General features: G+C 37.4%; 22 protein-coding genes and 1 tRNA gene. 17 read left to right on the forward strand and 6 right to left on the reverse strand.

From position 1 onward, the window contains the following. The first annotated feature begins 10 nt into the window (after nt 1-10). The 9 genes from glmM (at nt 11) to J3U24_RS06585 (ending at nt 8005) form a co-directional block, all read left to right on the forward strand. On the forward strand, nt 11-1342 hold the full coding sequence (glmM, locus tag J3U24_RS06545; RefSeq protein ID WP_065563770.1) for a phosphoglucosamine mutase: 1332 nt from the start codon (nt 11-13) through the stop codon (nt 1340-1342). Nucleotides 1343-1588: 246 nt separating this feature from the next. Beyond that, nucleotides 1589-2371: a F0F1 ATP synthase subunit A gene (atpB, locus tag J3U24_RS06550; RefSeq protein WP_065734997.1), complete on the forward strand. Its 783-nt coding sequence runs from the start codon at nt 1589-1591 to the stop codon at nt 2369-2371. A 36-nt stretch (nt 2372-2407) separates the two neighbouring features. After that, nucleotides 2408-2644, forward strand: coding sequence for a F0F1 ATP synthase subunit C (gene atpE, locus J3U24_RS06555; protein WP_065563772.1), 237 nt, complete (start codon nt 2408-2410; stop codon nt 2642-2644). 24 nt (nt 2645-2668) lie between these two features. Continuing rightward, complete coding sequence (gene atpF, locus J3U24_RS06560; protein WP_065563773.1) at nt 2669-3139, forward strand: F0F1 ATP synthase subunit B; 471 nt, start codon at nt 2669-2671, stop codon at nt 3137-3139. 13 nt (nt 3140-3152) lie between these two features. Continuing rightward, on the forward strand, nt 3153-3686 hold the full coding sequence (gene atpH / locus J3U24_RS06565; RefSeq protein WP_065563774.1) for a F0F1 ATP synthase subunit delta: 534 nt from the start codon (nt 3153-3155) through the stop codon (nt 3684-3686). 11 nt (nt 3687-3697) lie between these two features. Continuing rightward, nucleotides 3698-5239 (forward strand): F0F1 ATP synthase subunit alpha, encoded by a 1542-nt coding sequence (atpA, locus tag J3U24_RS06570; RefSeq protein ID WP_065563775.1) that lies wholly within the window; start codon nt 3698-3700, stop codon nt 5237-5239. 14 nt (nt 5240-5253) lie between these two features. Then, complete coding sequence (gene atpG / locus J3U24_RS06575) at nt 5254-6123, forward strand: F0F1 ATP synthase subunit gamma (protein ID WP_065563776.1); 870 nt, start codon at nt 5254-5256, stop codon at nt 6121-6123. Between the two features lie 47 nt (nt 6124-6170). Continuing rightward, on the forward strand, nt 6171-7553 hold the full coding sequence (gene atpD / locus J3U24_RS06580) for a F0F1 ATP synthase subunit beta (protein WP_025314341.1): 1383 nt from the start codon (nt 6171-6173) through the stop codon (nt 7551-7553). A gap of 26 nt (nt 7554-7579) precedes the next feature. After that, nucleotides 7580-8005 (forward strand): F0F1 ATP synthase subunit epsilon, encoded by a 426-nt coding sequence (locus J3U24_RS06585; RefSeq protein ID WP_065734998.1) that lies wholly within the window; start codon nt 7580-7582, stop codon nt 8003-8005. A 689-nt stretch (nt 8006-8694) separates the two neighbouring features. Here J3U24_RS06585 and J3U24_RS06590 read toward each other — a convergent pair. The 3 genes from J3U24_RS06590 to J3U24_RS06600 form a co-directional block, all read right to left on the reverse strand. Continuing rightward, nucleotides 8695-8922, reverse strand: a complete 228-nt coding sequence (locus J3U24_RS06590) for a hypothetical protein (protein WP_267337256.1) — start codon at nt 8920-8922, stop codon at nt 8695-8697. A gap of 194 nt (nt 8923-9116) precedes the next feature. Continuing rightward, nucleotides 9117-10427, reverse strand: coding sequence for a hypothetical protein (locus tag J3U24_RS06595; protein ID WP_267346982.1), 1311 nt, complete (start codon nt 10425-10427; stop codon nt 9117-9119). A gap of 894 nt (nt 10428-11321) precedes the next feature. Further along, nucleotides 11322-12665, reverse strand: a complete 1344-nt coding sequence (locus tag J3U24_RS06600) for a hypothetical protein (RefSeq protein ID WP_267337816.1) — start codon at nt 12663-12665, stop codon at nt 11322-11324. A 731-nt stretch (nt 12666-13396) separates the two neighbouring features. Between J3U24_RS06600 and recC the strand changes: the two genes are divergently transcribed. From recC to J3U24_RS06640, 8 genes are all read left to right on the forward strand, one after another. Further along, on the forward strand, nt 13397-16558 hold the full coding sequence (recC, locus tag J3U24_RS06605; protein ID WP_267337815.1) for an exodeoxyribonuclease V subunit gamma: 3162 nt from the start codon (nt 13397-13399) through the stop codon (nt 16556-16558). Between the two features lie 8 nt (nt 16559-16566). Next, on the forward strand, nt 16567-17358 hold the full coding sequence (locus J3U24_RS06610) for a TatD family hydrolase (RefSeq protein WP_267337814.1): 792 nt from the start codon (nt 16567-16569) through the stop codon (nt 17356-17358). A 43-nt stretch (nt 17359-17401) separates the two neighbouring features. Then, a complete protein-coding gene (gene panS, locus J3U24_RS06615) occupies nt 17402-18367 on the forward strand; it encodes a ketopantoate/pantoate/pantothenate transporter PanS (RefSeq protein WP_220225336.1) in 966 nt (321 codons plus the stop codon). Between the two features lie 112 nt (nt 18368-18479). Then, entirely contained in the window at nt 18480-19862 is a 1383-nt protein-coding gene (locus J3U24_RS06620) for an MFS transporter (protein ID WP_220225337.1), read from the forward strand. Between the two features lie 19 nt (nt 19863-19881). Continuing rightward, on the forward strand, nt 19882-20514 hold the full coding sequence (locus J3U24_RS06625; RefSeq protein WP_065563784.1) for an MBL fold metallo-hydrolase: 633 nt from the start codon (nt 19882-19884) through the stop codon (nt 20512-20514). 120 nt (nt 20515-20634) lie between these two features. Further along, nucleotides 20635-21213: a biotin transporter BioY gene (locus tag J3U24_RS06630; RefSeq protein WP_267330528.1), complete on the forward strand. Its 579-nt coding sequence runs from the start codon at nt 20635-20637 to the stop codon at nt 21211-21213. Beyond that, nucleotides 21189-21791 carry a YiiX/YebB-like N1pC/P60 family cysteine hydrolase gene (locus tag J3U24_RS06635; protein WP_220225339.1) on the forward strand — a complete coding sequence of 201 codons (603 nt, stop codon included), beginning with the start codon at nt 21189-21191 and terminating at the stop codon, nt 21789-21791. Before J3U24_RS06630 ends, J3U24_RS06635 begins: the two co-directional genes overlap by 25 nt. A gap of 49 nt (nt 21792-21840) precedes the next feature. Next, nucleotides 21841-21916 (forward strand) — tRNA-Asn (locus J3U24_RS06640). Nucleotides 21917-22289: 373 nt separating this feature from the next. Here the strand turns inward: J3U24_RS06640 and J3U24_RS06645 are convergent. From J3U24_RS06645 to J3U24_RS06655, 3 genes are all read right to left on the reverse strand, one after another. Continuing rightward, entirely contained in the window at nt 22290-22697 is a 408-nt protein-coding gene (locus J3U24_RS06645) for a hypothetical protein (protein ID WP_267330527.1), read from the reverse strand. Between the two features lie 316 nt (nt 22698-23013). After that, the gene (locus J3U24_RS06650; protein WP_220218567.1) at nt 23014-23214 is read right to left on the reverse strand and encodes a hypothetical protein; all 201 of its coding nucleotides are present in this window, start codon (nt 23212-23214) and stop codon (nt 23014-23016) included. 2 nt (nt 23215-23216) lie between these two features. Then, nucleotides 23217-23981 (reverse strand): hypothetical protein, encoded by a 765-nt coding sequence (locus tag J3U24_RS06655; RefSeq protein WP_220218566.1) that lies wholly within the window; start codon nt 23979-23981, stop codon nt 23217-23219. Nucleotides 23982-24043 lie beyond the last annotated feature (62 nt).

Genomic DNA, 24043 nt, shown 5'->3' on the forward strand with positions numbered 1-24043 from the left:
AGGAAATAACATGTCTAATCGGAAATATTTTGGGACAGATGGTATTCGTGGAAAAGTTGGAGAATATCCTATCACGCCTGATTTCGCCCTCAAGTTAGGCTGGGCAGCAGGACGAGTACTGGCTAAAGATGGTGTTAAAAAAGTCCTCATCGGTAAAGATACTCGTATTTCAGGTTATATGCTTGAATCGGCTTTAGAAGCAGGATTTGCCTCCGCGGGCGTCGCTGCTGCTTTTACTGGACCAATGCCAACACCTGCCATTGCTTATCTAACTCGCACATTTCGGGCTGATGCGGGTGTAGTCATATCGGCCTCTCATAACCCATTTTATGATAACGGTATTAAATTTTTCTCAACTGAAGGGCGAAAACTCGATGACGCCATTGAATTAGAAATCGAAGCCGAGCTTGAAAAACAGATCGACTGTGTTGAATCAAAACAACTTGGCCGAGCAAGCCGAATAACCGATGCAGCTGGCCGATATATCGAATTTTGTAAAAGCACCTTTGATCACGACTTAAGTCTATCAGGACTAAAAGTTGTTGTGGATTGTGCCAATGGAGCCACTTACCACATTGCCCCAAAAGTACTTCGGGAACTTGGTGCTAAAGTAATAAAAATTGGTTGTGAACCGGATGGAGTCAATATTAATGAAAACTGTGGTGCTACTGATGTAAAAGCATTAACCAAAACTGTCCTTGAAGAAAAAGCTGACTTGGGCTTTGCTCTTGATGGTGATGGAGATCGCATCATTATGGTCGATCATAAAGGCAATAGAATTGATGGTGATTTAATTATTTACATTATTGCTCGTGAAGCCTTAAGGCAAGGTCAACTTAAAGGTGGCGTTGTCGGGACCTTGATGAGCAACATGGGACTTGAAATCGCTCTTAAAAATCTTGGCATCCCATTTGTACGAGCAAAAGTGGGGGACCGTTATGTGCTTGAAATGCTGGTTGAAAAAAATTGGCGATTAGGTGCAGAAAATTCAGGCCATGTCCTTTTACTTGATAAAACCACAACAGGCGATGGTATTGTTGCAGGCTTACAAGTTCTAGCTGCAATGATAAGAAATAACATGTCACTCGCTGAATTATGTCAAGGCATGACCATGCTACCACAAATATTAATTAACGTTCGTTATACAGGAAACCCATTAGCCAATGCTGCGGTCAAATCTGCAATTGAACAGGCAGAAACGCAACTTGGCAATGAAGGTCGGGTATTGATACGCAAATCAGGCACCGAACCGCTTATCCGCGTAATGGTAGAAGGTAGTAATCACTCTCAAGTACAAAAATTAGCGGAACAAATTGCCAATGCAGTTAAAGCATCAAATTAGCCTGTTTTTTCATCATTAATTAAGCTATTGATGAACAATATTTCTAATAAAGTGAGCGGTAAAGCTGTTATTCTTTACACAAAATTAGTAAAAAGTGTCTAAATTCTTTATTTTTTTAATCAGTTGTTGACTTATTATAGGGAATTAGGTTTAAAATAATAGCTTCGGTTATTGCAGTGATTGTTTATACCTTTTAAGGCAAAAACAAACTGTAGTTTTTATTTTTAAAATAGGTAAGAGGGTTATATGGCAGTTTCCTCTCCAGCTTCACCGCAAGCTTATATAAAACACCATCTGGAGAACTTACAAGTTGGTTCTGGTTTTTGGACCTTTAATCTTGATTCCTTGTTCTTCTCAATTGTACTTGGTGTGCTTTTCTTATGGATTTTCCATCGTGTAGCAAGGAAAGCGACGAGTGGCGTACCAGGTAAACTTCAATGTGCGGTAGAGATGATCTTTGAATTTGTAAATAATACTGTCAAAGACATGTTCACAGGTCAAAATAAACTCATTGCCCCTTTAGCACTTACTGTGTTTATCTGGGTATTTTTAATGAACTTAATGGATCTAATCCCTGTTGATTTCCTACCTTATGCGGGACAATATTTAGGTCTATCTCATTTAAGAGTCGTACCGACAGCTGACGTGAGTATCACAATGTCAATGTCACTCGGTGTCTTTGCACTTATCATCATTTATTCAATCAAATATAAAGGGATTTCAGGGTTTATTAAAGAATACACCTTGCATCCATTTAATCATTGGGCATTTGCACCAATCAATTTAGTCCTTGAACTTGTTAGCTTATTGGCTAAACCTGTTTCTTTAGGATTACGACTCTTCGGTAACATGTATGCTGGTGAACTTATCTTCATCTTAATAGCAGCATTATTACCTTGGTGGTCACAATGGGTATTATCACTACCATGGGCTATCTTCCATATTTTGATAATCACCTTACAAGCATTTATTTTTATGGTGTTGACTATCGTCTATTTAGCGATGGCCTCAACAACAGAAGATCATTAATTTTAACTTTTTTTAGATAATAAACTGGAGTATATAATGGATAGTATGAGTATGTTATTTGTAGCCGCTGGCATAATGATGGGATTAGCTGCAATCGGTGGTGCAGTTGGTATCGGTCTATTAGGTGGTAAATTCTTAGAAGGTGCTGCTCGTCAACCAGAATTAATGCCTATGTTACGTACACAATTCTTTATCGTTATGGGCTTAGTTGATGCGATTCCTATGATTTGTGTGGGTATTGCGCTATATGTTATTTTTGCTGTTGCTGGTTAATAATAATTTAAGAGGAATTGTCTCATGAATATGAACGCAACTCTCCTCGGCCAAGCAATTACATTTGTATTGTTTGTTTGGTTCTGTATGAAGTTTGTTTGGCCTCCGGTTATCCGAGCGATTGAAAAACGCCAAAAAGAGATAGCGGAAGGATTAGCTTCAGCAGAAACAGCAAAAAAAGATTTGGAATTAGCCAAAGCAAATACATCTGACATAATGCAACAGGCTAAGGTTGAGGCTAATGCAATTATTGAGCAAGCGAATAAACGCAAAGCAGCCATTCTAGAAGAAGCTAAACAAGAAGCTACTCGTGAAAAAGAAAGGATTGTTGCTCAAGGACTTGCTGAAGTTGAGGCTGAGCGTAAACGCGCTCGTGAAGAGCTTAAACAACAAGTCGCTACACTCGCTATTGCCGGTGCAGAAAAAATTATTGAACGTTCTGTTAATGAAGCCGCTAACAGCGACATCATTGATAAACTCGTAGCTGAACTATAAGGAGAATAGAGCAATGGCTGACTTAATTACGATTGCTCGCCCTTATGCTAAAGCCGCTTTCGACTTTGCTGTTGAAAAAAATAGCATCGAATCATGGCACAAAATGTTAGTGTTAACTGCTGAAGTGAGCAAAGATGCTCAAATAAAAAGCATTTTAACATCTGACATGAAAACCGATTCAGTGGCTAACTTACTCATCAACATCTGTAAAGATGTGCTTGATGAGTTTAGCACTAATTTTATTAAAGTGATGGCTGAAAACAAACGCTTATCCCTTCTTCCTGAAGTGTTAACATTGTTTGAGCAATACTGTTTAGAAAGAGAAGCCCAAGCAGACGTTGATGTAATTTCTGCCAATGAGCTTACTAGTGAACAACTTGATAAAATTTCTGTCGCTGTCGAAAAACGTTTATCACGAAAAGTAAAACTAAAATGTCATATTGATAAATCGCTCATTTCTGGTTTTATTATTCGTACGGGCGATATGGTTATTGATAGTAGTATCAGAGGACGTCTAAATCGACTAAATGACGTTCTACAGTCTTAAGGGGACTGATAATGCAGCTAAATTCAACTGAAATAAGTGAACTAATTAAAGAGCGGATAGCTCAGTTCAATATTGTGAGTGATGCTCACAATGAAGGAACGATCATCTCAGTAAGTGATGGTATCCTTCGAATCCACGGATTAACTGATGTCATGCAAGGCGAAATGATTGCATTACCAGGCAACCGATATGCAATGGCATTAAACCTTGAAAGAGATTCTGTTGGTGCGGTGGTCATGGGACCATACGAAGACTTATCTGAAGGGATGAAAGTACAATGTACTGGCCGTATTTTACAGGTACCAGTAGGTGATGGTTTATTAGGCCGTGTTATTAACACACTTGGTGAACCAATTGATGGTAAAGGTTCGATTCAACATGACGGCTTCTCACCTGTAGAAGTTGTTGCGCCAGGCGTTATCGATCGTCAATCTGTTGACCAAGCGTTACAAACTGGTTATAAAGCGGTTGACTCAATGATTCCAATTGGTCGTGGTCAACGTGAACTTATCATCGGTGACCGTCAAACCGGTAAAACCGCATTAGCCATCGACGCCATTATTAATCAACGTGATTCTGGTGTTAAATGTATTTACGTCGCAATCGGTCAAAAACAATCAACTATTGCTAACGTAGTGCGTAAACTTGAAGAGCACGGTGCACTTAAAAATACCATTGTGGTTGTTGCATCAGCATCTGAATCAGCAGCATTACAATACTTAGCACCTTACGCGGGTTGTGCTATGGGAGAATACTTCCGTGACCGCGGACAAGATGCACTAATTGTTTATGATGATTTATCGAAACAAGCCGTTGCTTATCGTCAAATTTCATTACTACTTCGTCGCCCACCTGGACGTGAAGCGTATCCTGGTGACGTGTTCTATCTTCACTCACGTTTACTTGAACGTGCAGCTCGTGTTAACGAAGCTTATGTTGAAGAGTTCACTAAAGGCGAAGTAAAAGGTAAAACCGGTTCATTAACTGCGTTACCAATTATCGAAACTCAAGCGGGTGACGTTTCTGCATTCGTACCAACTAACGTAATTTCGATTACAGATGGTCAGATCTTCCTTGAAACCAGCTTATTCAACTCGGGTATCCGTCCTGCGGTAAACCCAGGGATCTCGGTTTCTCGTGTAGGTGGTGCGGCTCAAACTAAGATAATGAAAAAATTATCAGGCGGTATTCGTACAGCACTTGCACAATATCGTGAATTAGCCGCTTTCTCACAATTTGCATCTGACTTAGACGAAGCAACAAGAAACCAATTAAGCCACGGTGAAAAAGTAACTGAATTACTCAAACAAAAGCAATATTCACCAATGACTGTTGCAGAGCAATCAATTGTACTTTATGCCGCTGAGCGTGGTTATCTAGAAGATGTTGAACTTGCTAAAGTATTATCATTTGAAACAGCACTTCTATCTTATGCCCATAGTCAATATGCCGATTTTGTAAAACAGATCGACGAGACAGGCAATTACAACGATGAGATTGAAAGTAAGTTAAAAGCATTGCTTGAAAGCTTTAAATCAACTCAAACTTGGTAAGGGTGAGGTAACAAATGGCTAATGCAAAAGAGATTAGAACGAAAATTGCCAGTATCCAAAGTACGCAAAAGATCACCAAAGCGATGGAAATGGTAGCCAACTCTAAAATGCGTAAAACGCAGGACAGAATGGCTGCTAGTCGTCCATATGCTGAAATGATTCGCGAAGTAATTGGACATTTAGCGTTAGCTCAAATAGGCGCCAAACATCCCTATTTAGAAGAAAGAGATGTAAAGCGAGTTGGCTATCTTATCATATCAACCGATCGTGGTTTATGTGGTGGATTAAATATCAATCTTTTCAAAACTGTCATTGCTGATATGTCAGCATGGCAAGAGAAAGGTGTTGAAGCAGATGTGGCTTTAATTGGTTCACGTGGGGTATCGTTTTTCTCTTCAGTAAAAACGAATATTTTAACCCAGGTAACGAATTTAGGTGACGAACCCACTTTATCTGATTTAATTGGTCCGGTAAAAACAATGCTTGAGGCATATGACAACGGTAAAATTGATAAATTATATATAGTAACCAATAAATTTATTAATACCATGTCCCAAAAGCCGACAATACAGCAATTATTACCATTACCACATTCAGAAGATAAAGAGCTAAAAGCTTCATCATGGGATTATATTTATGAGCCAGATGCAAAATCATTATTAGATGTGATTTTACGTCGTTATATTGAATCACAAGTCTATCAAGCGGTGGTTGACAATTTAGCGAGTGAACAAGCAGCAAGAATGGTGGCCATGAAAGCAGCAACCGATAACGGTGCAAATTTAATTAATGAATTACAAATTGTGTATAACAAAGCACGTCAAGGTGCGATTACCAACGAATTAATTGATATTGTATCGGGTGCAGCTGCTGTTTCAGGTTAGTGCTAAATATTGGCTTATAGTTAAGAAAAAGACGTAGAGGAATAAAAATGGCTACTGGAAAGATTGTCCAGATCATCGGTGCGGTGGTTGATGTCGAATTCCCAGAAGATGCAGTACCAAAGGTATATGATGCATTAGAAGTGGAAACTGGCACTGAAAAATTAGTTCTGGAAGTTCAGCAACAATTAGGTGGTGGCGTTGTATGTTGTATTGCAATGGGCTCATCTGATGGTTTAAGACGTGGACTTAAAGTAGTAAATACAGGTCACGGCATAGAAGTTCCTGTAGGAACAAAAACACTTGGCCGAATTATGAACGTACTTGGTGATCCTGTTGATAAAGCAGGTCCTATTGGTGAAGAAGAGCGTTGGGCGATTCACCGTGCAGCACCAACATACGAAGAGTTGGCTAACTCAACAGAATTACTTGAAACCGGTATCAAAGTTATCGACTTAATTTGTCCATTTGCAAAAGGTGGTAAAGTTGGTCTATTTGGTGGTGCGGGTGTGGGTAAAACCGTTAACATGATGGAATTAATTCGTAACATCGCGATCGAGCACTCAGGTTACTCAGTATTTACTGGTGTGGGTGAACGTACTCGTGAAGGTAACGACTTCTATCATGAAATGAAAGAATCAAACGTACTTGATAAAGTATCGTTAGTTTATGGTCAGATGAATGAGCCACCAGGGAACCGTTTACGCGTAGCGTTAACTGGCTTAACCATGGCGGAAAAATTCCGTGACGAAGGTAAAGACGTACTATTATTTATCGATAATATTTACCGTTATACCTTAGCCGGTACCGAAGTATCTGCACTATTAGGTCGTATGCCATCTGCGGTAGGTTACCAACCGACATTAGCAGAAGAGATGGGGTTATTACAAGAACGTATTACCTCAACGAAAACCGGTTCAATTACCTCAATCCAAGCAGTATACGTACCAGCCGATGACTTAACTGACCCATCACCGGCAACAACCTTTGCTCACTTGGATGCAACAATCGTATTAAGTCGTCAAATCGCATCATTAGGTATTTACCCAGCGGTTGACCCACTTGACTCAACAAGTCGCCAATTAGATCCACTTGTTGTTGGTCAAGAACATTACGATTGTGCTCGTGGCGTACAGTCAATTCTTCAACGTTATCAAGAATTAAAAGATATCATTGCAATTCTTGGTATGGATGAATTATCGGAAGATGATAAATTAACTGTTGCTCGTGCACGTAAGATTCAACGTTTCTTATCTCAACCATTCTTCGTTGCGGAAGTGTTCACTGGTTCACCAGGTAAATACGTACCATTAAAAGACACCATCAGTGCATTTAAAGGTATTATGAACGGTGATTATGACCATATTCCTGAACAGGCATTTTATATGGTTGGTTCAATCGACGAAGCGATTGAGAAAGCAAAATCTCTCTAAGAGATTTATAGAACGGAGAGAGCATTATGGCACTAACTTCCTATCAATTAGAAGTTGTTAGTGCTGAATCTCACCTTTTTTCAGGTGATGTTCAGCGAATCAGAGTCACAGGGCGAGAAGGTGAACTCGGAATTTATCCCGGTCACACTCCGTTACTGACCACCATAAAGCCGGGAATGGTCGGGATTGTAAAAGCCAATGGTGAAGAAGAGTTTATCTATCTATCAGGTGGTATTTTAGAAGTACAACCAACTTTGGTCACAATCTTAGCTGATACCGCTATTCGTGGTGAAGACTTAGATGAAGCAAGGGCGCAAGAAGCAGTAAGACAAGCACAAGAACACATTAATCACCCAAGCGATGATATGTCTTTTGCTCAAGCATCTGCTGAACTGTCAAAAGCCTTAGCAAAAATACGTGTTATCGAATTAACGCGTCGTATGGGTCAATAAAATATACGTTGATCAATCAACAAAGCAATAAAGGTTACAAATTAATAAATTGTAGCCTTTTTTATTAGCGACTTAATCGCATCATTTGATAACTAAAAAACACAACTTTTCCCTTCAAAAACCCCGTTCCTCAACTTTTTTTGATGCAAAAAAACAGCTACTAAAAAGCGCTACAGTTTAAAGCAGAATTATTTATTTAAGACAACATTGCAAAGTAGAATTTAGAACCCAAAAACCCCGCTCCTCAACTTTTTTTCGATAAAAAACTTAAAAAAAACCACCCTAGTTTGGGCGGATGATTTATTTTCGACATCAAGCTCTGCGTGAAAAATGCTGACCTTATTTATAGCCTTTTTTCTATCAGCGGATTTGATAAATCCTATCCGATAGCGCCATCAGGCACAGTGTGCGCTGCTATTAATGCAATTCACTAAAATAATTCTTCAACGTCTGTATAAACGCACTATCTACCATGGCAGGGTATTTATTTGCCTGCCATGATTGTAAAAATAATAGATGCTGAACCGTTAAGGGTTTATTCATATCGTGGAGTTCGTTTAACTGTTCGTTTACCTCTTGAGATGTTGTGAGAAGGGATTGTGGTGTTTTCTGCTTCGGTATTTGGCAATGCTTTTGATACCATAGCTCATAGCCACTTAAATCATAATCACCCAATAACTCATAACCCGTTAAATTAGGGCTGGCATTAGGGTAGCGTTTAGTAATAGAACGGGTAGGAAATCCACCGCAAATAATAATTTCATCAATTTTTTTATATACTTTGCCATTACCTTTAAGTTAAAACCCAATAATTGCTCAACCACATATAATGATTGATTATAAAGCTTTAAAAAATTACCTTCGGCAATAAACTGAACCGGACTTTTACTTAATGCGATTTTATCTTCAATATTCATTTTATATTACTCCTTTAATATCTATATTTTTAACCACCACCTCGGTGCCCAGCATTTTTGCCGCTTAGCCGCAAAATCGCTTTTTTTATTGCTAAACGACGTTGACTCCTTGAGTCAGCTTGCTTTTAATCACTCAACACTATTTTTTATCACCCCCGCCCCCGCCCTAAGGATTAAGGACGAAGAAATAAAAACTAAGGATGGGAGCAAAGGCCGTAGTAGTCGTGGGAGGGGTAGTGCCAAATCACGTGACCGTTGGTGGTGGTCACGACAAACTGGTCACTACCATACGGGTCACTAGTCCAGTACCAACCGTAGTAGAAGCCAACGCCATAGTAACTGAACATTTGACCCCACTCCGTGAAAAAACCTGAACCTATATGACGCATGTAATAATAACCAGGTGAGGAAGGGGTGGCACTAGGTACGACTGCATCTGTACGAACAGCGTTAGTTAAATCCCTTACGCTAGGCAGACGATAACCAAGACTATTACACCAAGATAATGTATTAGGATAATAGTCCTGCTTAGAACCTCGGTTGACGAACCACTGCTTCAAAGTAAAACCATATTTGACGACTGGAGCACCATTACTATCACGACCGACCAACTCGAAGGTCTGAGGCAAAGATGGAGTGGAAACACGACCAGGATTGAATGAATAAATCTGGGATTGAGTAGCGTAAGGACCAGTTAAAGTAACGCGAACGCTTGTAGCAGTAGAATTAGACATTGTGACTGTGATACCTCCCTGAGAAACTGGAGACCAAGACAATGGCTGACTACTACCACTAATATCTAAATCAAAGTACAATCCATTAAGACCTGTAGTAGGAAAGTTTTGACCGTAACGTGACGGGTCTGTTTCTTGAGTGAGAAAACCCTTGGCAGGGTCCCACATCCAAGACGGACCATTTTGACCAGAATATTCGTGATACGTATTTGGCTTGGCAAAACAAACCACCGGCCCAGCCTTAGGATTAACATAATAAGTCACTCTACTGGCACTGAAACTACTACTACGAGGAACTCCGTAACGAGTAGCTAATGTACCGTTATTATTGGATAATGTAACACGATAAGGAGAATTACAAGTCGTTAACACGGAATTACGTGATACTGATTGACCTCTTTTATCGACGATAGATAAACTTAATGAACCAGTAGCAGTAACACCAGAATCTCCATCATCATCCCCCCAATAATTATTAGGAGGACCGATAAGAGAACTCAAAGCGACTGAATTTGTATCAGTAGGAACGAACATACTTATATCAGCAAAACTCTGACCCTCAACCGGCAAGACGATTGGAGTTGTAGATGATAAATTGGTAGAAGGCGTATAATGTGTACCATCAGATAGCGTAATCCCAAGCAGACCGTTAGTATCAACCGCACGTGTACGACCACCGTCGAAAGTCAGATAAGGTGCACTACCCTGTATCGCATTCCTAGTTGTCTGTGATGTCAATGCATGACTGGAAAAAGGAAGGAAAAGAGCCACGAAAAAAACAATCTGCCGGGATAATTGGGAAAAGGATCGAAATCTGAAAGAGGATCCGGAAAACGACCGGAAAAAAGATCGAGAAGAGGATCGCGGAAGCGATCGCGTGAAATTTCGCAGAATTTCACTTGATTGAGTGGAAAAATAAGTTTTAGTGAAAAATTTAAACTGGGTGTTGGACTTAGACGAATTTAAAAGATAGGTTGGCCAGGTTGCCTGTTGCCTGTTGAAAATTATAATGCATTTTAGACTACCTTGTCAAGTAATTTTTTTGATTTATTTACAATTTTATACTTTTTTATCAAATTTTAGCCTTGTAGCTAAAACCGTGTAAAAAGTATAGTGATTGGAAAAACACGATGCAACACTTTTTTTCGCTCATTTACGTTAACTTTTGTAAATAGGATCTAAAAAGGATCTAGATTATAATTGATTGGCTATTGTTTTAATTAAAGATATCACAATTACAAATCTTTAAATAAATGATTAAAGATCCTCGAAATTTTATTTTAGGGCTTTGAATTAGAAATTTAGTAAGTTTGATCATTTAAAACTTTTTAAGTGAAATTTAAAACCTCAAAAACCCCGCTCCTCAACTTTTTTTTAATGGAAAAATACAGCTACTAAAAAGCGACACAGTTAGAGCGCAATTATTTATTTGAGACAATATTTCAAAACAAAATTTTGAACCCCAAAAACCCCACTCCTCAACTTTTTTTGCGATAAAACACCTCAAAAATAAACCCGCCTAGGCGGGTAATTCAAACGTCGCCTAGCCGCAAAATCGCTTTTTATGGCTAAACGACGTTGACTCCTTGAGTCAGCTTACTTTTAATGACTCAACACTATTTTTTATCACCCCCACCCTAAGGATTAAGGACGAAGGAATAAGAACTAAGGATAGGCACAAAGCCCGTAGTCGCCGTTGTAGTACCAAGTCACGCGCCCGTTGCTGGTGTTCACGACAAACTGGTTACTACCATGCGGGTCACTAGTCCAGTACCAACTGTAGGAGCCAACGCCAGAGTAACCGTCCATAGAGCCCCACTCCGTGAAAAAGCCAGAACCTATATGACGCATGTAAAGATTATTAGGAGAAGAAGGAGTGGCGCCGACGGAACCACGACAGTAAGAACTTGAATTAGTACCACGACAAGATGCATTGGTTAAATCCTTTACGCGAGGCACTCGATAACCAAGACTATTACACCAAGATAAGGTATTAGGATAAGTGTCAAACTTAGTACCACGGTGGACGAACCACTGCTTCAAAGTAAAACCATATCTGACGACTGGAGTACCATTACTATCACGACCGACCAACTCGAAGTTCTGAGGCAAAGAAATAGTGGAAAGAGGACCAGGATTGGCTGAACTAATCTGGGATGGAGTAGCGTAAGGACCAGTTAAAGTAACACGAACGCTTGTAGCAGTAGAATTAGACATAGTAGCTGTGATACCACCATGAGAAACTGGAGACCAATACAATGGCTGACTACTACCGGTAATGAGTAAATCAAAGTACAGGTTGTTAGCACCAGTAGTAGGAAAGTTTCTACCGTAAGAGGATGGGCCAGTTGACTGAGGGATAAAACCATTAGCACGGTCCCACATTGAAGCTGGACCTGCATATTGACCTGAACCATAATTCAAATTAGGTCTGGCAAATTTAACTTTAGCACAAACTGAGGTACCAGTCTTTGGACTGACGTAATAAGTCACATTACTAGCATTGAAAGTACTACGATTAGGAAAACCATAACGAGTAGATAATGTACCGTTAGTACTGGATAACTTAATCCTATAAGGTGCAGAATCATTACATGTCGTTAACACAGTATTACGTGATACAACTTGATTGTTTTTATCGACGATAGATAAACTTAAAGAACCTGTAGCAGTAACGCCAGAATCACCATCATCATCACCCCAATAATTATTAGGAGGACCGATAAGAGTACTTAAATCGACTGAATTAGTATCAGTAGGAACGAACATACGAATATCAGCAAAACTCTGACCCTCAACCGGCAAGGAGATTGGTGCTGAAGAAGATGAAGTATTGGTTGAAGGCGTGTACCTAGTTCCGTTAGATAAAGTAATCCCAAGCAGACCGTTAGCATCGACCGCACGTGTACGACCACCGTCGAAAGTCAGATAAGGTGCACTACCCTGTATCGCATTCCTAGTTGTCTGTGATGTCAATGCGTGACCCGAAAAAGGAAGGAAAAGAACCACGAAAAAAACAATCTGAAGGGATAATTGGGAAAAGGATCGAAAACAGGATCTGAAAGAGGATCCGAAAAACGACCGGAAAAAAGATCGAGAAGAGGATCGCGCAAGCGATCGCGCGAAAATTCGCAGAATTTCACTTGATTGCGTGGAAAAATAAGTTTCAGTGAAAAATTTAAACTGGGTGCTGGACTTAGACGAATTTAAAAGATAGGTTGGCCAGGTTGCCTGTTGCCTGTTGAAAATTATAATGCATTTTAGACTACCCTGTCAAGTAATTTTTTGATTAATTTACAATTTTATACTTTTTTATCAAATTTTAGCCTCTGAGCCAAAACCGTGTAAAAAGTATAGTGATTGGAAAAACACGATGCAACACTTTTTTTCGCTCACTTACGTTAACTTTTGTAAATAGGATCTAAAAATGATCTAAGTTATAATTGGTTACCTATTGTTTTAATTGGATATATTATCATTACAAATCTTTGGAAATATGATTAAAGATCATCGGAAATTTTATTTTAGGGCTTAGAATTAGAAATTTAGTAAGTTTGATCATTTAAAACTTTTTAAGTGAAATTTAAAACCTCAAAAACCCCGCTCCTCAACTTTTTTTACAAAAGCGAGTTGGATATTATAAGAATTATTACGATATAAAAAACACCGCCTATAGGTAACTGGATTTATTAATAACAATCGGCGATAATCAATTTAATTATATTAAAACTAATGTAACCATGTTTACTATTTATCATTCAAATCAAGTCGATTTACTCAAATCATTAGTCAGTGAATTAATGCGCAGAGACCCATTAGAGCAAGTGTTTACACCTGATATGGTCATTGTGCAAAGCCAAGGGATGGCGCAGTGGTTACAAATTGAATTGGCTAACGATCTTGGTATTGTGGCTAATGTTGATTTTCCCTTTCCGAGTCAATTTATTTGGCAGTTATACCAAGCCCTTCTGCCTGAGGCTCCAATTGAAAATAGTTATAATGTCGAATCAATGACTTGGCGTTTATATTATCTATTGCCAAAAATTATTGAGCGGCCAGAATTTGAAACAATCAAATATTATCTTGATATTGATAAAGAAGAACGAAAACAGTACCAATTAGCAACTCGCATAGCAAAATTATTTGACCAGTATTTAGTTTATCGCCCAGACTGGCTAGCCAAATGGGAAGCCAATCAAACAGTCACTGAATTAAACAACCATCCGGATGAGAAGTGGCAAGCGGAATTATGGCGTCAACTGATCTCGATTAGCCAACCCTATCATCGTGCTAACATTTATCAACAAATGTTAGAGATTATGTTAGATAGTGACTTTGATCGCACCCGATTAAACAATTTACCTAAGCGGATTTATATTTTTGGCATCACCTCTTTGCCCCCAATTTATCTATCACTATTATCCGCACTTGGACAACATATAGACGTTCACCTCATGTTTAACAACCCTTGTAAATGGTATTGGGGAGATATTGTTGAAATATCGGATACACAAAACCCACTACTGACATCGTGGGGAAAATTGGGACGCGATAATCTATTTTTATTGCAAGAGTTTCAAAATAAGCAGGATATTGATCTCTTTGTCGACAATGAACGTAATTGTCTATTACATGCTATTCAGCAAGATATTTTAGAGCTCTACCGTGAAGCACCAGTAGATGAAATCGATAACCAAGATAGATCAATAACATTTCATGCTTGTCATAGCGAACAGCGGGAAGTCGAAGTACTTTATGATTATCTATTATCGGCATTTGATGCTGATCCTACACTGGAATTACGTGATTGTATTGTCATGGTTTCAGATATTGATAAGTATGTACCTTATATTCGATCGGTATTTGGTAATGCTGAAGGACAACGTCATTTACCATTCACTATTTCCGATCAAAAAGCGCGTAACATCGATCCCATTGTGCAAGGATTTTTTGCTATTTTAAACTTTACTGAAAGCCGCTTTACTGCCGAAGAGTTATTTAACCTGCTAGAAATCCCAGCAATTGCTGAAAAATTTGCCATAAGTGAGCCACAACTAACTTTATTACATACTTGGATTATTGAGTCTGGCATTCGTTTTGGTCTCGAAAATGCTCACAGTTGGCTATTTGGTATTGAGCGCTTACTACTTGGTTATACCATGAATAGTGAACAAGGTGGCTGGCAACAGATATTACCTTATGATGGGGCTACAGGATTAGATGCTGAATTAATTGGCCAATTAGCAGAATTTATAAAATCTGTACGTAAATGGCTAAATATTTTAAGTGAGGACAAACCGTTATCTGAATGGCAAAGTTGCTGTATTGAGCTTATCACTGACTTTTTTGTTAGCAATACATCGCGTGAATCAATTTTACTCATGATCCAAGAAGAGTGGGAAAAACTGATCAGCAGTGGTTTAAATGCCAATTTTACCGACAATATTTCGATAACCGTCTTACATGATGCTATGCAAACCCGATTGGAACAAAGCCACTTAGCGCATCGATTCTTAGTTGGTAAAATAAACTTTTGTACCATGATGCCAATGCGTTCTATTCCGTTTAAATTGGTTTGCTTATTAGGTATGAACGATGGTGACTATCCAAGAACATCATTACCTTTAGATTTTGATTTAATTGCACAAAATCCAAGACGCGGCGATCGTAGTCGACGCATTGATGATCGTTATCTATTTTTAGAAGCGATTTTATCGGCACAAAATCAACTCTATATCAGTTATATTGGCCGTGATATGAAAGATGATAGCGAACGTTATCCATCGGTATTGGTTGATGAACTTTGGGATTATATTGTGCAGTATTATGCAACGGATGAAAATTCCACTAAAAAAAATCATCTAATAGATAAATTAAAAACATTGCATACCCGCACCCCATTTAATCCGCTAAATTTCTTAAATGAGCCAAGAAGTTATGCCGATGAGTGGTTACCAGCAGCGTTAAAAGCAGGGGAAAGCCAATCATTTATCAGTGATATCACCAATATGGTTGTTGATAACATCAATTTGGATGAACTAAAGCGATTTTATCAACACTCTATTCGATTCTTTTTACAAAAACGCTTTAATTTTTATATCAATTATTTAGATGATACATTACCCGATGCCGAAAACTTTAGCCTAGATAGCTTGAAACGCTATCAACTCAATTTACAGATTCTAAATGAGATGATCACTAAGGACTCAACTGATAATTTGTATCAACGCCTGACATTGACGGGTGAATTACCAGATGGGGCTTTTGGTGAGATTATTTATGATGAACAATGTGAATTATTACAGCCATTAGCCAACAAAATCATTAAAGAGCGAACCGATCTTTCAACGTCAGAGGTGAATTTAACCATTTCGATAGATAAACAACATTATCAATTACAAGGATGGTTAACTCATATTCAACAAGATGGCATTTTAACTTGGCGACCGACTAATCTCTCTATCCGTGATGGTATATCATTATGGATTGACCATTTAATTTATTGTATTTTAAATACAGATAAAAGCCAAAGTCGATTATATGGGCGAGAAGACAACCAATGGCGTTTTTCACACATTGACGCTAACCAAGCATTAACAATACTAACTGATTTAGTTGACGGTTATATACAAGGTATTAATCAACCGATGTTGTTACCATTACAAAGTGCATGGAGTTGGTTAATTACCGCATATAATCCAAAAACAACAGAAATTGAGCCGAGTGAAAAAGCTATCAGTAAATTATTAAATGCATGGCAAGGTGGACAATTTCACTCCGCTGAATGTGATAGTTATTACGCAAGATTATACCCTGAGTTGAACAATGAATTAATTGAGCAAATAACCCATCTTGCTCAGCGATTTTTATTACCGGTATTATTACATCAAGTCGAAGAATAGGAGGCATTATGTTTATTGATACACATTGCCATTTCAATTTTCCTGCTTTTGTTACCGATTTAGATAATTCAATCAACCACATTCGCCAAGCTCAGATTACTGGTTTAATTATTCCGGCCGTATGTGCCGATCATTTTAGCCAAATTTTGCAACTCAGCGGACAGTATCATGAACTTTATGCTGCACTTGGCCTACATCCTATATATCAACACTCCCCTACTGACCTAGAAATATTAGTAGATAAAGTTAGTACTCACTCAAAAAAAATAGTCGCTATTGGCGAAATCGGTTTGGATCGTTATGACAACTCGATTGCGTGGCAAAAGCAACTTGATTTTTTCCGAGCGCAATTGAGTATAGCCAAGCGGTTTGATTTACCGATTTTAGTCCATTCCCGCAAAACACACGATGTTATCTATCATGAATTACATCAAGCCAATTTACCCTGTCGTGGCGTGATCCACGGTTTTTCTGGAAGTTATCAACAAGCCATGCAATTTGTTAAATTAGGCTATTACATTGGTGTGGGTGGCGTAATAAGCTATGCGCGAGCCAATAAAACTCGTCAAACCATCGCCAAATTACCGCTCGAAAGTTTAGTGTTAGAAACCGATGCACCTGACATGCCGTTAAGTGGCCGGCAAGGACAAATCAATCGACCCGAAAATATTGTCGATATTTTTAAGATTCTTTGTCAATTACGTCCTGAAAATCCAATAGAAATACACGACACAATTCTAACAAATACCTTGACGCTATTTAACAGAATCAATAAAATGGAAATACTAAATCAAACTTAACCATATAATTATTAAAAAATTATTCAGCCACAAGGTGGTGCTTATGTCTCGACGCTATAGTCAGTTATTTGTGCAATCCCTTATTTCACTTACTCGATTATTTCCTCTATGGGCAGTGCTTTGCGCAATAATCGCCTATTTTTTACCTAACGCTTTCCTTCCAATTCGCCCCCATACATCACAACTTTTAATGTTTGTCATGTTTACTATGGGCGTAACGTTAAGTATTGATGATTTTAAACGCGTCGTTACCAAACCTAAAGCGGTAATAATTTGCACCCTACTGCATTATATTGTTATGCCACTAACCGCATTGATCTTATCTAAATTATTTACCATGCGACCTGAGTTATTAGTTGGCATGGTTTTAGTTGGTAGTGTTGCGAGTGGAACCGCCTCGAATGTAATGATTTATCTGGCTAAGGGTGATGTGGCTTTATCGGTCACCATCTCATCAGTATCAACACTTGTTGGTGTCGTGGTCACCCCGCTACTTACACTACTATTAGTCGGCACCACTGTTGAAGTACCCGTCTGGGATATGTTAGTACATATTGTCCAAATCGTACTTGTTCCAATATTATTGGGATTAATTGTTCATCACTTTTTATATTCAGTAGTAAAAAAATGTGAGCGCTTCCTACCATTACTCTCAATGTTATGTATTTTATTAATTATTTGCATAGTGGTAGCGGGTAGTCATGCGCTCATTGGTCAAGTCGGTATAACGGTCATTTTTGCCGTAATCATCCATAATGGAATTGGTTTGTTAGGTGGTTATTGGGGAGGACGTTTATTTGGATTTGATGAATCGACCTGCCGAACCATGTCTTTAGAAGTGGGAATGCAAAACTCAGCATTAGCTGCAACACTGGGTACCACCTATTTTTCAGCTTTATCAGCACTGCCAGCTGCGGTATTTTCTGTTTGGCACAATATTTCTGGCTCACTCTTGGCGGGTTATTGGCAAGGCAAACCGGTTAAAAATAAGAAAAAAGCTAATAATTAATTATCATAAAATAGCATTCATGGGCTCTCTTACCCAATCATAAAGGTAAGAGAGCATAATCTTAGCGCTAAGCATATCGTTCGTGCAATTTAATAATATTAGGCTGAATAAAATGAATCGCGAATTACCTCCTTTTGTCTATCGAATATTACCTTGGATTGCAGCCTTTGCTTTTTTTATGCAATCGCTTGATACCTCGATTTTAAATACTGCGCTGCCAACCATGGCTAAAGATCTCAATGAATCGCCATTAAATATGCAATCAGCGGTAATTTGTTACGCATTAACCTTGGCACTATTTATTCCGGTAAGTGGGTTTTTATCTGACAAATTTGGTACCAAAAACGTGTTTGTCATGGCGGTCGCACTCTTTACATTAGGATCATTGCTTTGTGCGCTATCTAATTCGTTAATATTCTTAGATATATCAAGAGTAATTCAAGGCATTGGTGGCTCAATGATGGTCCCCGTTTCCCGTTTGGTTTTAATTAAGGCTTTTAAACGTAATGAGTTTTTATCCGCATTAAATACTGCCACCATTCCCGGATTAATTGGACCAGTACTCGGACCTGTTTTAGGTGGTTATTTGGTTGATATGGTAAGTTGGCATTGGGTCTTTTTGATTAATTTGCCCATTGGTATTTTAGGCGTACTTGTCAGCTTAAAATATATGCCGAACCTAAAAGGTGAACATATGCCTTTTGACGCATTTGGATTTATTTTTATTGTTATAACCTTCATCAGCGCGACGCTGAGTATTGAATGTTTAAATGAAGGTCAACAATATTATTTACCGCTATCGCTTGCTATTATTAGCATCGTATTTCTCTTTATTTATCGTAGCTACGCCAAAAAGAGACAAGCACCGCTGTTTCCACTCTCATTATTCAATATCCGTACATTTAAAATTGGCATTATTGGGAATTTAGTTTGTCGCTTAGGTATTTCAGGTGTACCTTTTCTTATTCCGTTATTTTTACAAGTTGGATTTGGCTATTCAGCCATGTTTGCCGGAATGATGTTAGTACCAATGGCGATCGCTTCAATTTTTACGCGATTTTTTATTACCAAATTATTGGCTCGATTAGGCTATCGTTTTGTGTTGGTTGCAAATACTATTTTAGCGGGAATATTGATTCTTTTACTGTCATTATTAAATCTAACCACACCACTAGTCATATTAGGTATTTTACTATTTTGTATTGGTGGCGTTAACTCAATGCAATTTACCTCAATGAATAGTATAACTTTAGCTAACCTACAAGGCGAAAACACCAGCAGCGGCAATAGTTTAATGGCGGTCAATCAACAATTAGCTATCAGTTTTGGTACTGGCTTTGGTGCGGTATTGGTTAGATTATTTAGCAACTCAACAACGACTATTCACGCATTTCAGCTATCCTTTGTTATACTAGGTGTGGTAACTATGCTATCAAGCATAATCTTTGCGCAATTAACAAAAGAAGATGGTCAAAATTTAACGGCTCGGCACTAAACAACAAGGAGATAACAATATGTTTCAGTATCAAATCATTCCCGTTACAGCTTTTCAAGAAAACTGTAGCATTATTTGGTGTGATGAAACAAATCAAGCCGCATTTATCGACCCAGGTGGTGAGCCAGAACTACTAAAAAAAGCAGTTGAAAAGCTTAATGTAGATATTAAACAAATACTGCTTACCCACGGTCATTTAGATCATGTTGGTGCAGCGGTGGAATTAGCTAAACACTATAACGTTAAAATTATTGGCCCTAGCCAAGAAGATGAATTTTTACTGTCAGGCTTACCACAACAATGCATACAATTTGGTTTTCCTCACATTGATAGCTTTTTACCCGATCGCTGGTTAACAGAAGGTGAACAAATAAAAGTAGGAAATGTCACTTTAGATGTTTTATTCTGCCCAGGTCATACTCCGGGCCATATCGTATTTATTAACAAACAAGATAAAATTGCGTTTGTGGGTGATGTGCTGTTCAAAAGCAGTATTGGACGAACCGACTTTCCTCGCGGAAATCATGCAGATCTGATCTCATCAATTACCCATAAACTCTTTCCATTAGGCGACGATTTTATCTTTGTACCTGGTCATGGCCCGATGTCGAGCTTTGGTAATGAACGAATGACTAACCCTTACTTAGTATAACGTCACTATTTGTTTAAATAGATTAAAGAATAATGTAAACTTTTTTGAAACAAAAGAGTTTACATTATAAATTTTTGTATTATTATTGCACTACTGTTTATCTTTTAATGGTAGAAAATAATGAAACTCACAACATATTATCCAACTTATATCAATACACTATTTAACTTATCATCTTGGCAACGCAAACTGTGTGCAACTACAGGGGCGGCCCTACTGCTAGGGTTAGCAGCTAATATCAGTATTCCCACATACCCAGTACCATTCACACTTCAATCGTTAGCCGTATTGTTAATTGGCGCTTTTTTAGGTCGTAAACTAGGTGCATTAACCATACTTCAATATCTCTTTTTAGGTGCAATGGGATTACCACTATTCGCTAACGGTAGCGGTGGAATTATGGCATTAGCTTCACCGTCATCAGGTTATTTGTATGGTTATATATTTAGTGCTTATTTAGCCGGTTTTGCTGCCGAAAAAGGGTACGATCGTCACTTTATTTTAGGATTAATTGCCTTTGCTTGTGCACATCAACTCTTATTTGTATTTGGTGTCGTTTATCTAATGGGATATTTGCATATTTCACTTATCGAAGCACTAAAAGTCGGCTACTTACCTTTCGTTGGTGTTGATGCAGCTAAATTTATTATTGCAACTTGCGTAATGTTCTCATTATGGCGCCACCACGCACGCAAATAACCATGCAAATTGGCGATATTATTTTCCAAGCCCAGAATGAAGAAAGCGAATTCAATACCGCAGTGACGCATTCTGGTGCCGACACGGATGAAATAATCAAACAGATAAACCATGTTGGGTTATATATTGGTAATAATATCGTCATAGAAGCCACTCAACAGCATGGCGTGATTCAACAACCCCTTAATGACTTTTTAGCGAGGGCTAAATATAATCTGGTCGCAACCATTTATGATGATTCAGTCATCAAAAATGCATTAACCCGTGTTAAAACGTGTTTAGGATTGCCCTATAACCATAGTTTCCGTGCTGAAGATGAAGGATTTTACTGTAGCGAATTAATTACTTATGCCTTTAAATACCCATCAGGTGAAGACTATTTTCAGCGCTATCCAATGAATTTCAAAGATTCTGCGACTGGCCAAATTATTCCTTATTGGATCAAATACTACCAAAAACAACCCATCCCGCAAGGCGAACTTGGCTCACACCCTCAGCAATTACTTAGACAAAAAGCCTTATTCAAAACAATCGTGAATCATCATAAATGCGTTAAAAATACAGTTAAAAAAATTTAACAGTTGACATGGGGCGATTAAATCTATAATATGCGCGCTACATTTCGGTTCCTCCATAGTTCAGTCGGTAGAACGGCGGACTGTTAATCCGTATGTCACAGGTTCAAGTCCTGTTGGAGGAGCCAACTTCTCACTTCATCTCATATCTATACATCTCTATTTGATTATAAATCAATATATTATATTTTTTTTAGTATTCCTCTTATCCATATACATCTATCAATTTTTCTATCAATTCAATATTTTTTCGGGTTTAAATGCGGGTCAGCAAAAATGCTCTTTTTTTTCATCACTAATCTATCGCCTCTAAAGCGTCAGAGCCTTCGGGTGTATAAAAATGGAATAAATAACTTTCATTAGTTCTTTTGGAGAAGTTACGAAACCTAATTAAAAGTATTAAAAATTTATTCATTATTTCCAATCTACATTGTTATTTTTTATCATGCTTTTATATTAAGATTAATCTATTGATTGGACTAATATCCAAGGATTGAATTATTATTTAGGTATAGTTGAAAGTTCCTTTAACTCGACTTCGTACAAATCATCAAAGTTGTATATTTTTTTAGATATTATTTTATTTCTTTCATATTGCGTAATGATTTTGTAGTCTTTACCGAACTCGTCGGGGTGGTAATATGTAGTTTCTATCAATTCCCCTTTTTCATTATATTTTTTCCATAACCCAACTTGGATTCCTGTACCATTATAACTTCCTTGACATCCTGATAATTTTAATTTTCCATTTGGAAAATACTCTATTATAGGTTTTTGACATGAAGCACTATCAGTTGATAAAGTTTTATTAAAATCATGTTCATTTTCGTCTGCAAAACTTGTATTGCATGAACATGAAATGAATACTATTGCAAATAGTAAATTTAAATTCTTTTTAAAATTGCTCATAATTAAAATTTTTTTAGTTTTTTTTCATCCAAATGATTGTATTTACTATTTAATGGATCGATTCAAAATTGCCATTTTTATTTATTTTAAATTTTAATAAATGTGATTCTATTGTCTATTAATAAAGCATCAATCCTATCTCCTGCATGATCATAACTGTTTATTTGAAAAAATAAACAGGGATATTCTGACTCAACCCATCCTTCGTATATAATCCCTGTAACTCTTTGTAAACCAATTGAAACGTCTAACACAGGGTAATAATATTTTGATATTGAATAATAATCATGAAAATTTTTAGGCTTAATATTTTTTTCTAATTGGGTAAATTCTTTTTTTCCAAAAATTGAGCATTTATTTTATAAGTACCCGTATTTTCATCATAAGAATAAAATTTCTTTAACCCATCAGATGTAAAAGGCAAAGTATGTTGAATGGCGGTATTTTTCGTACTGCCATTTGAACTACCGATGATAATTAGCATAAAAAACAGAAAAAGAAGGATATGTTTCTTCATTTTTAATCTCTTTTATAAACTTCAATCATTTTATTATCCATAAAGTCTGGTGATTGAAAATAATATTTTTTATCCTTAATAAACAGGGTAAAGATAAAATCGCCTTGTGTTTGTTCTTTTGCTAATCCTTGATAGGCGCAAATATTGTCATCGTCTTTTAGGAATAATGGTAAATCATAATCAAGCGTATTGAGTTTAATCTTAGTATCACTAATAGTAACAGTTAAATTAGTGGAAAAATAATGACCATTAAAATCTTTTAAGGTAGTTGGTTGATATTGCGAAATAGTGTTAATTGCTGTTTGATAATGTTGTTTGTAGCGTTCTTCTAACTCAGGATGTTGTTCGACTAATGCTTCGGTGACAAAGTCCCCTAGAAAGTATCGAGAATTTTTAGGATCTCGATAAGAATATAGTTGTGATTGTTCAGTGTGCTTATCGGTAAGTAAAAACCATGACTGCGAACCTAACAGGATATCATAAAGTTTATTATTTTTCGTTAATTCAGCTTTAATATAGATACCATCAGGGGTAAAACCATAGAAATGTTCAAAATTAACATCATCAGGTAAGTACTCTTCGTGCTTATTTTGAGTAATTTCGAGAATATTGTCTGCACTTAAATTCCAATCTAAACACATTTGATAATAAATTAGATTTCGAAATTTTAAATCATGACATGACTTAGAAATATTGGTAATCTCATCTTGCGCTTTACAAGAGAAAATTATTAATAAGCTTGTTATCAGTATTAAAAATTTATTCATTATTTTACTCTCAAACTGTTAAATTTTTTTATATAATTAATGCCAATAATTCATCATTTTTT

This window comes from Gilliamella sp. B2785, from assembly GCF_026537005.1.
GTDB classification, from domain to species: domain Bacteria; phylum Pseudomonadota; class Gammaproteobacteria; order Enterobacterales; family Orbaceae; genus Gilliamella; species Gilliamella apicola_E.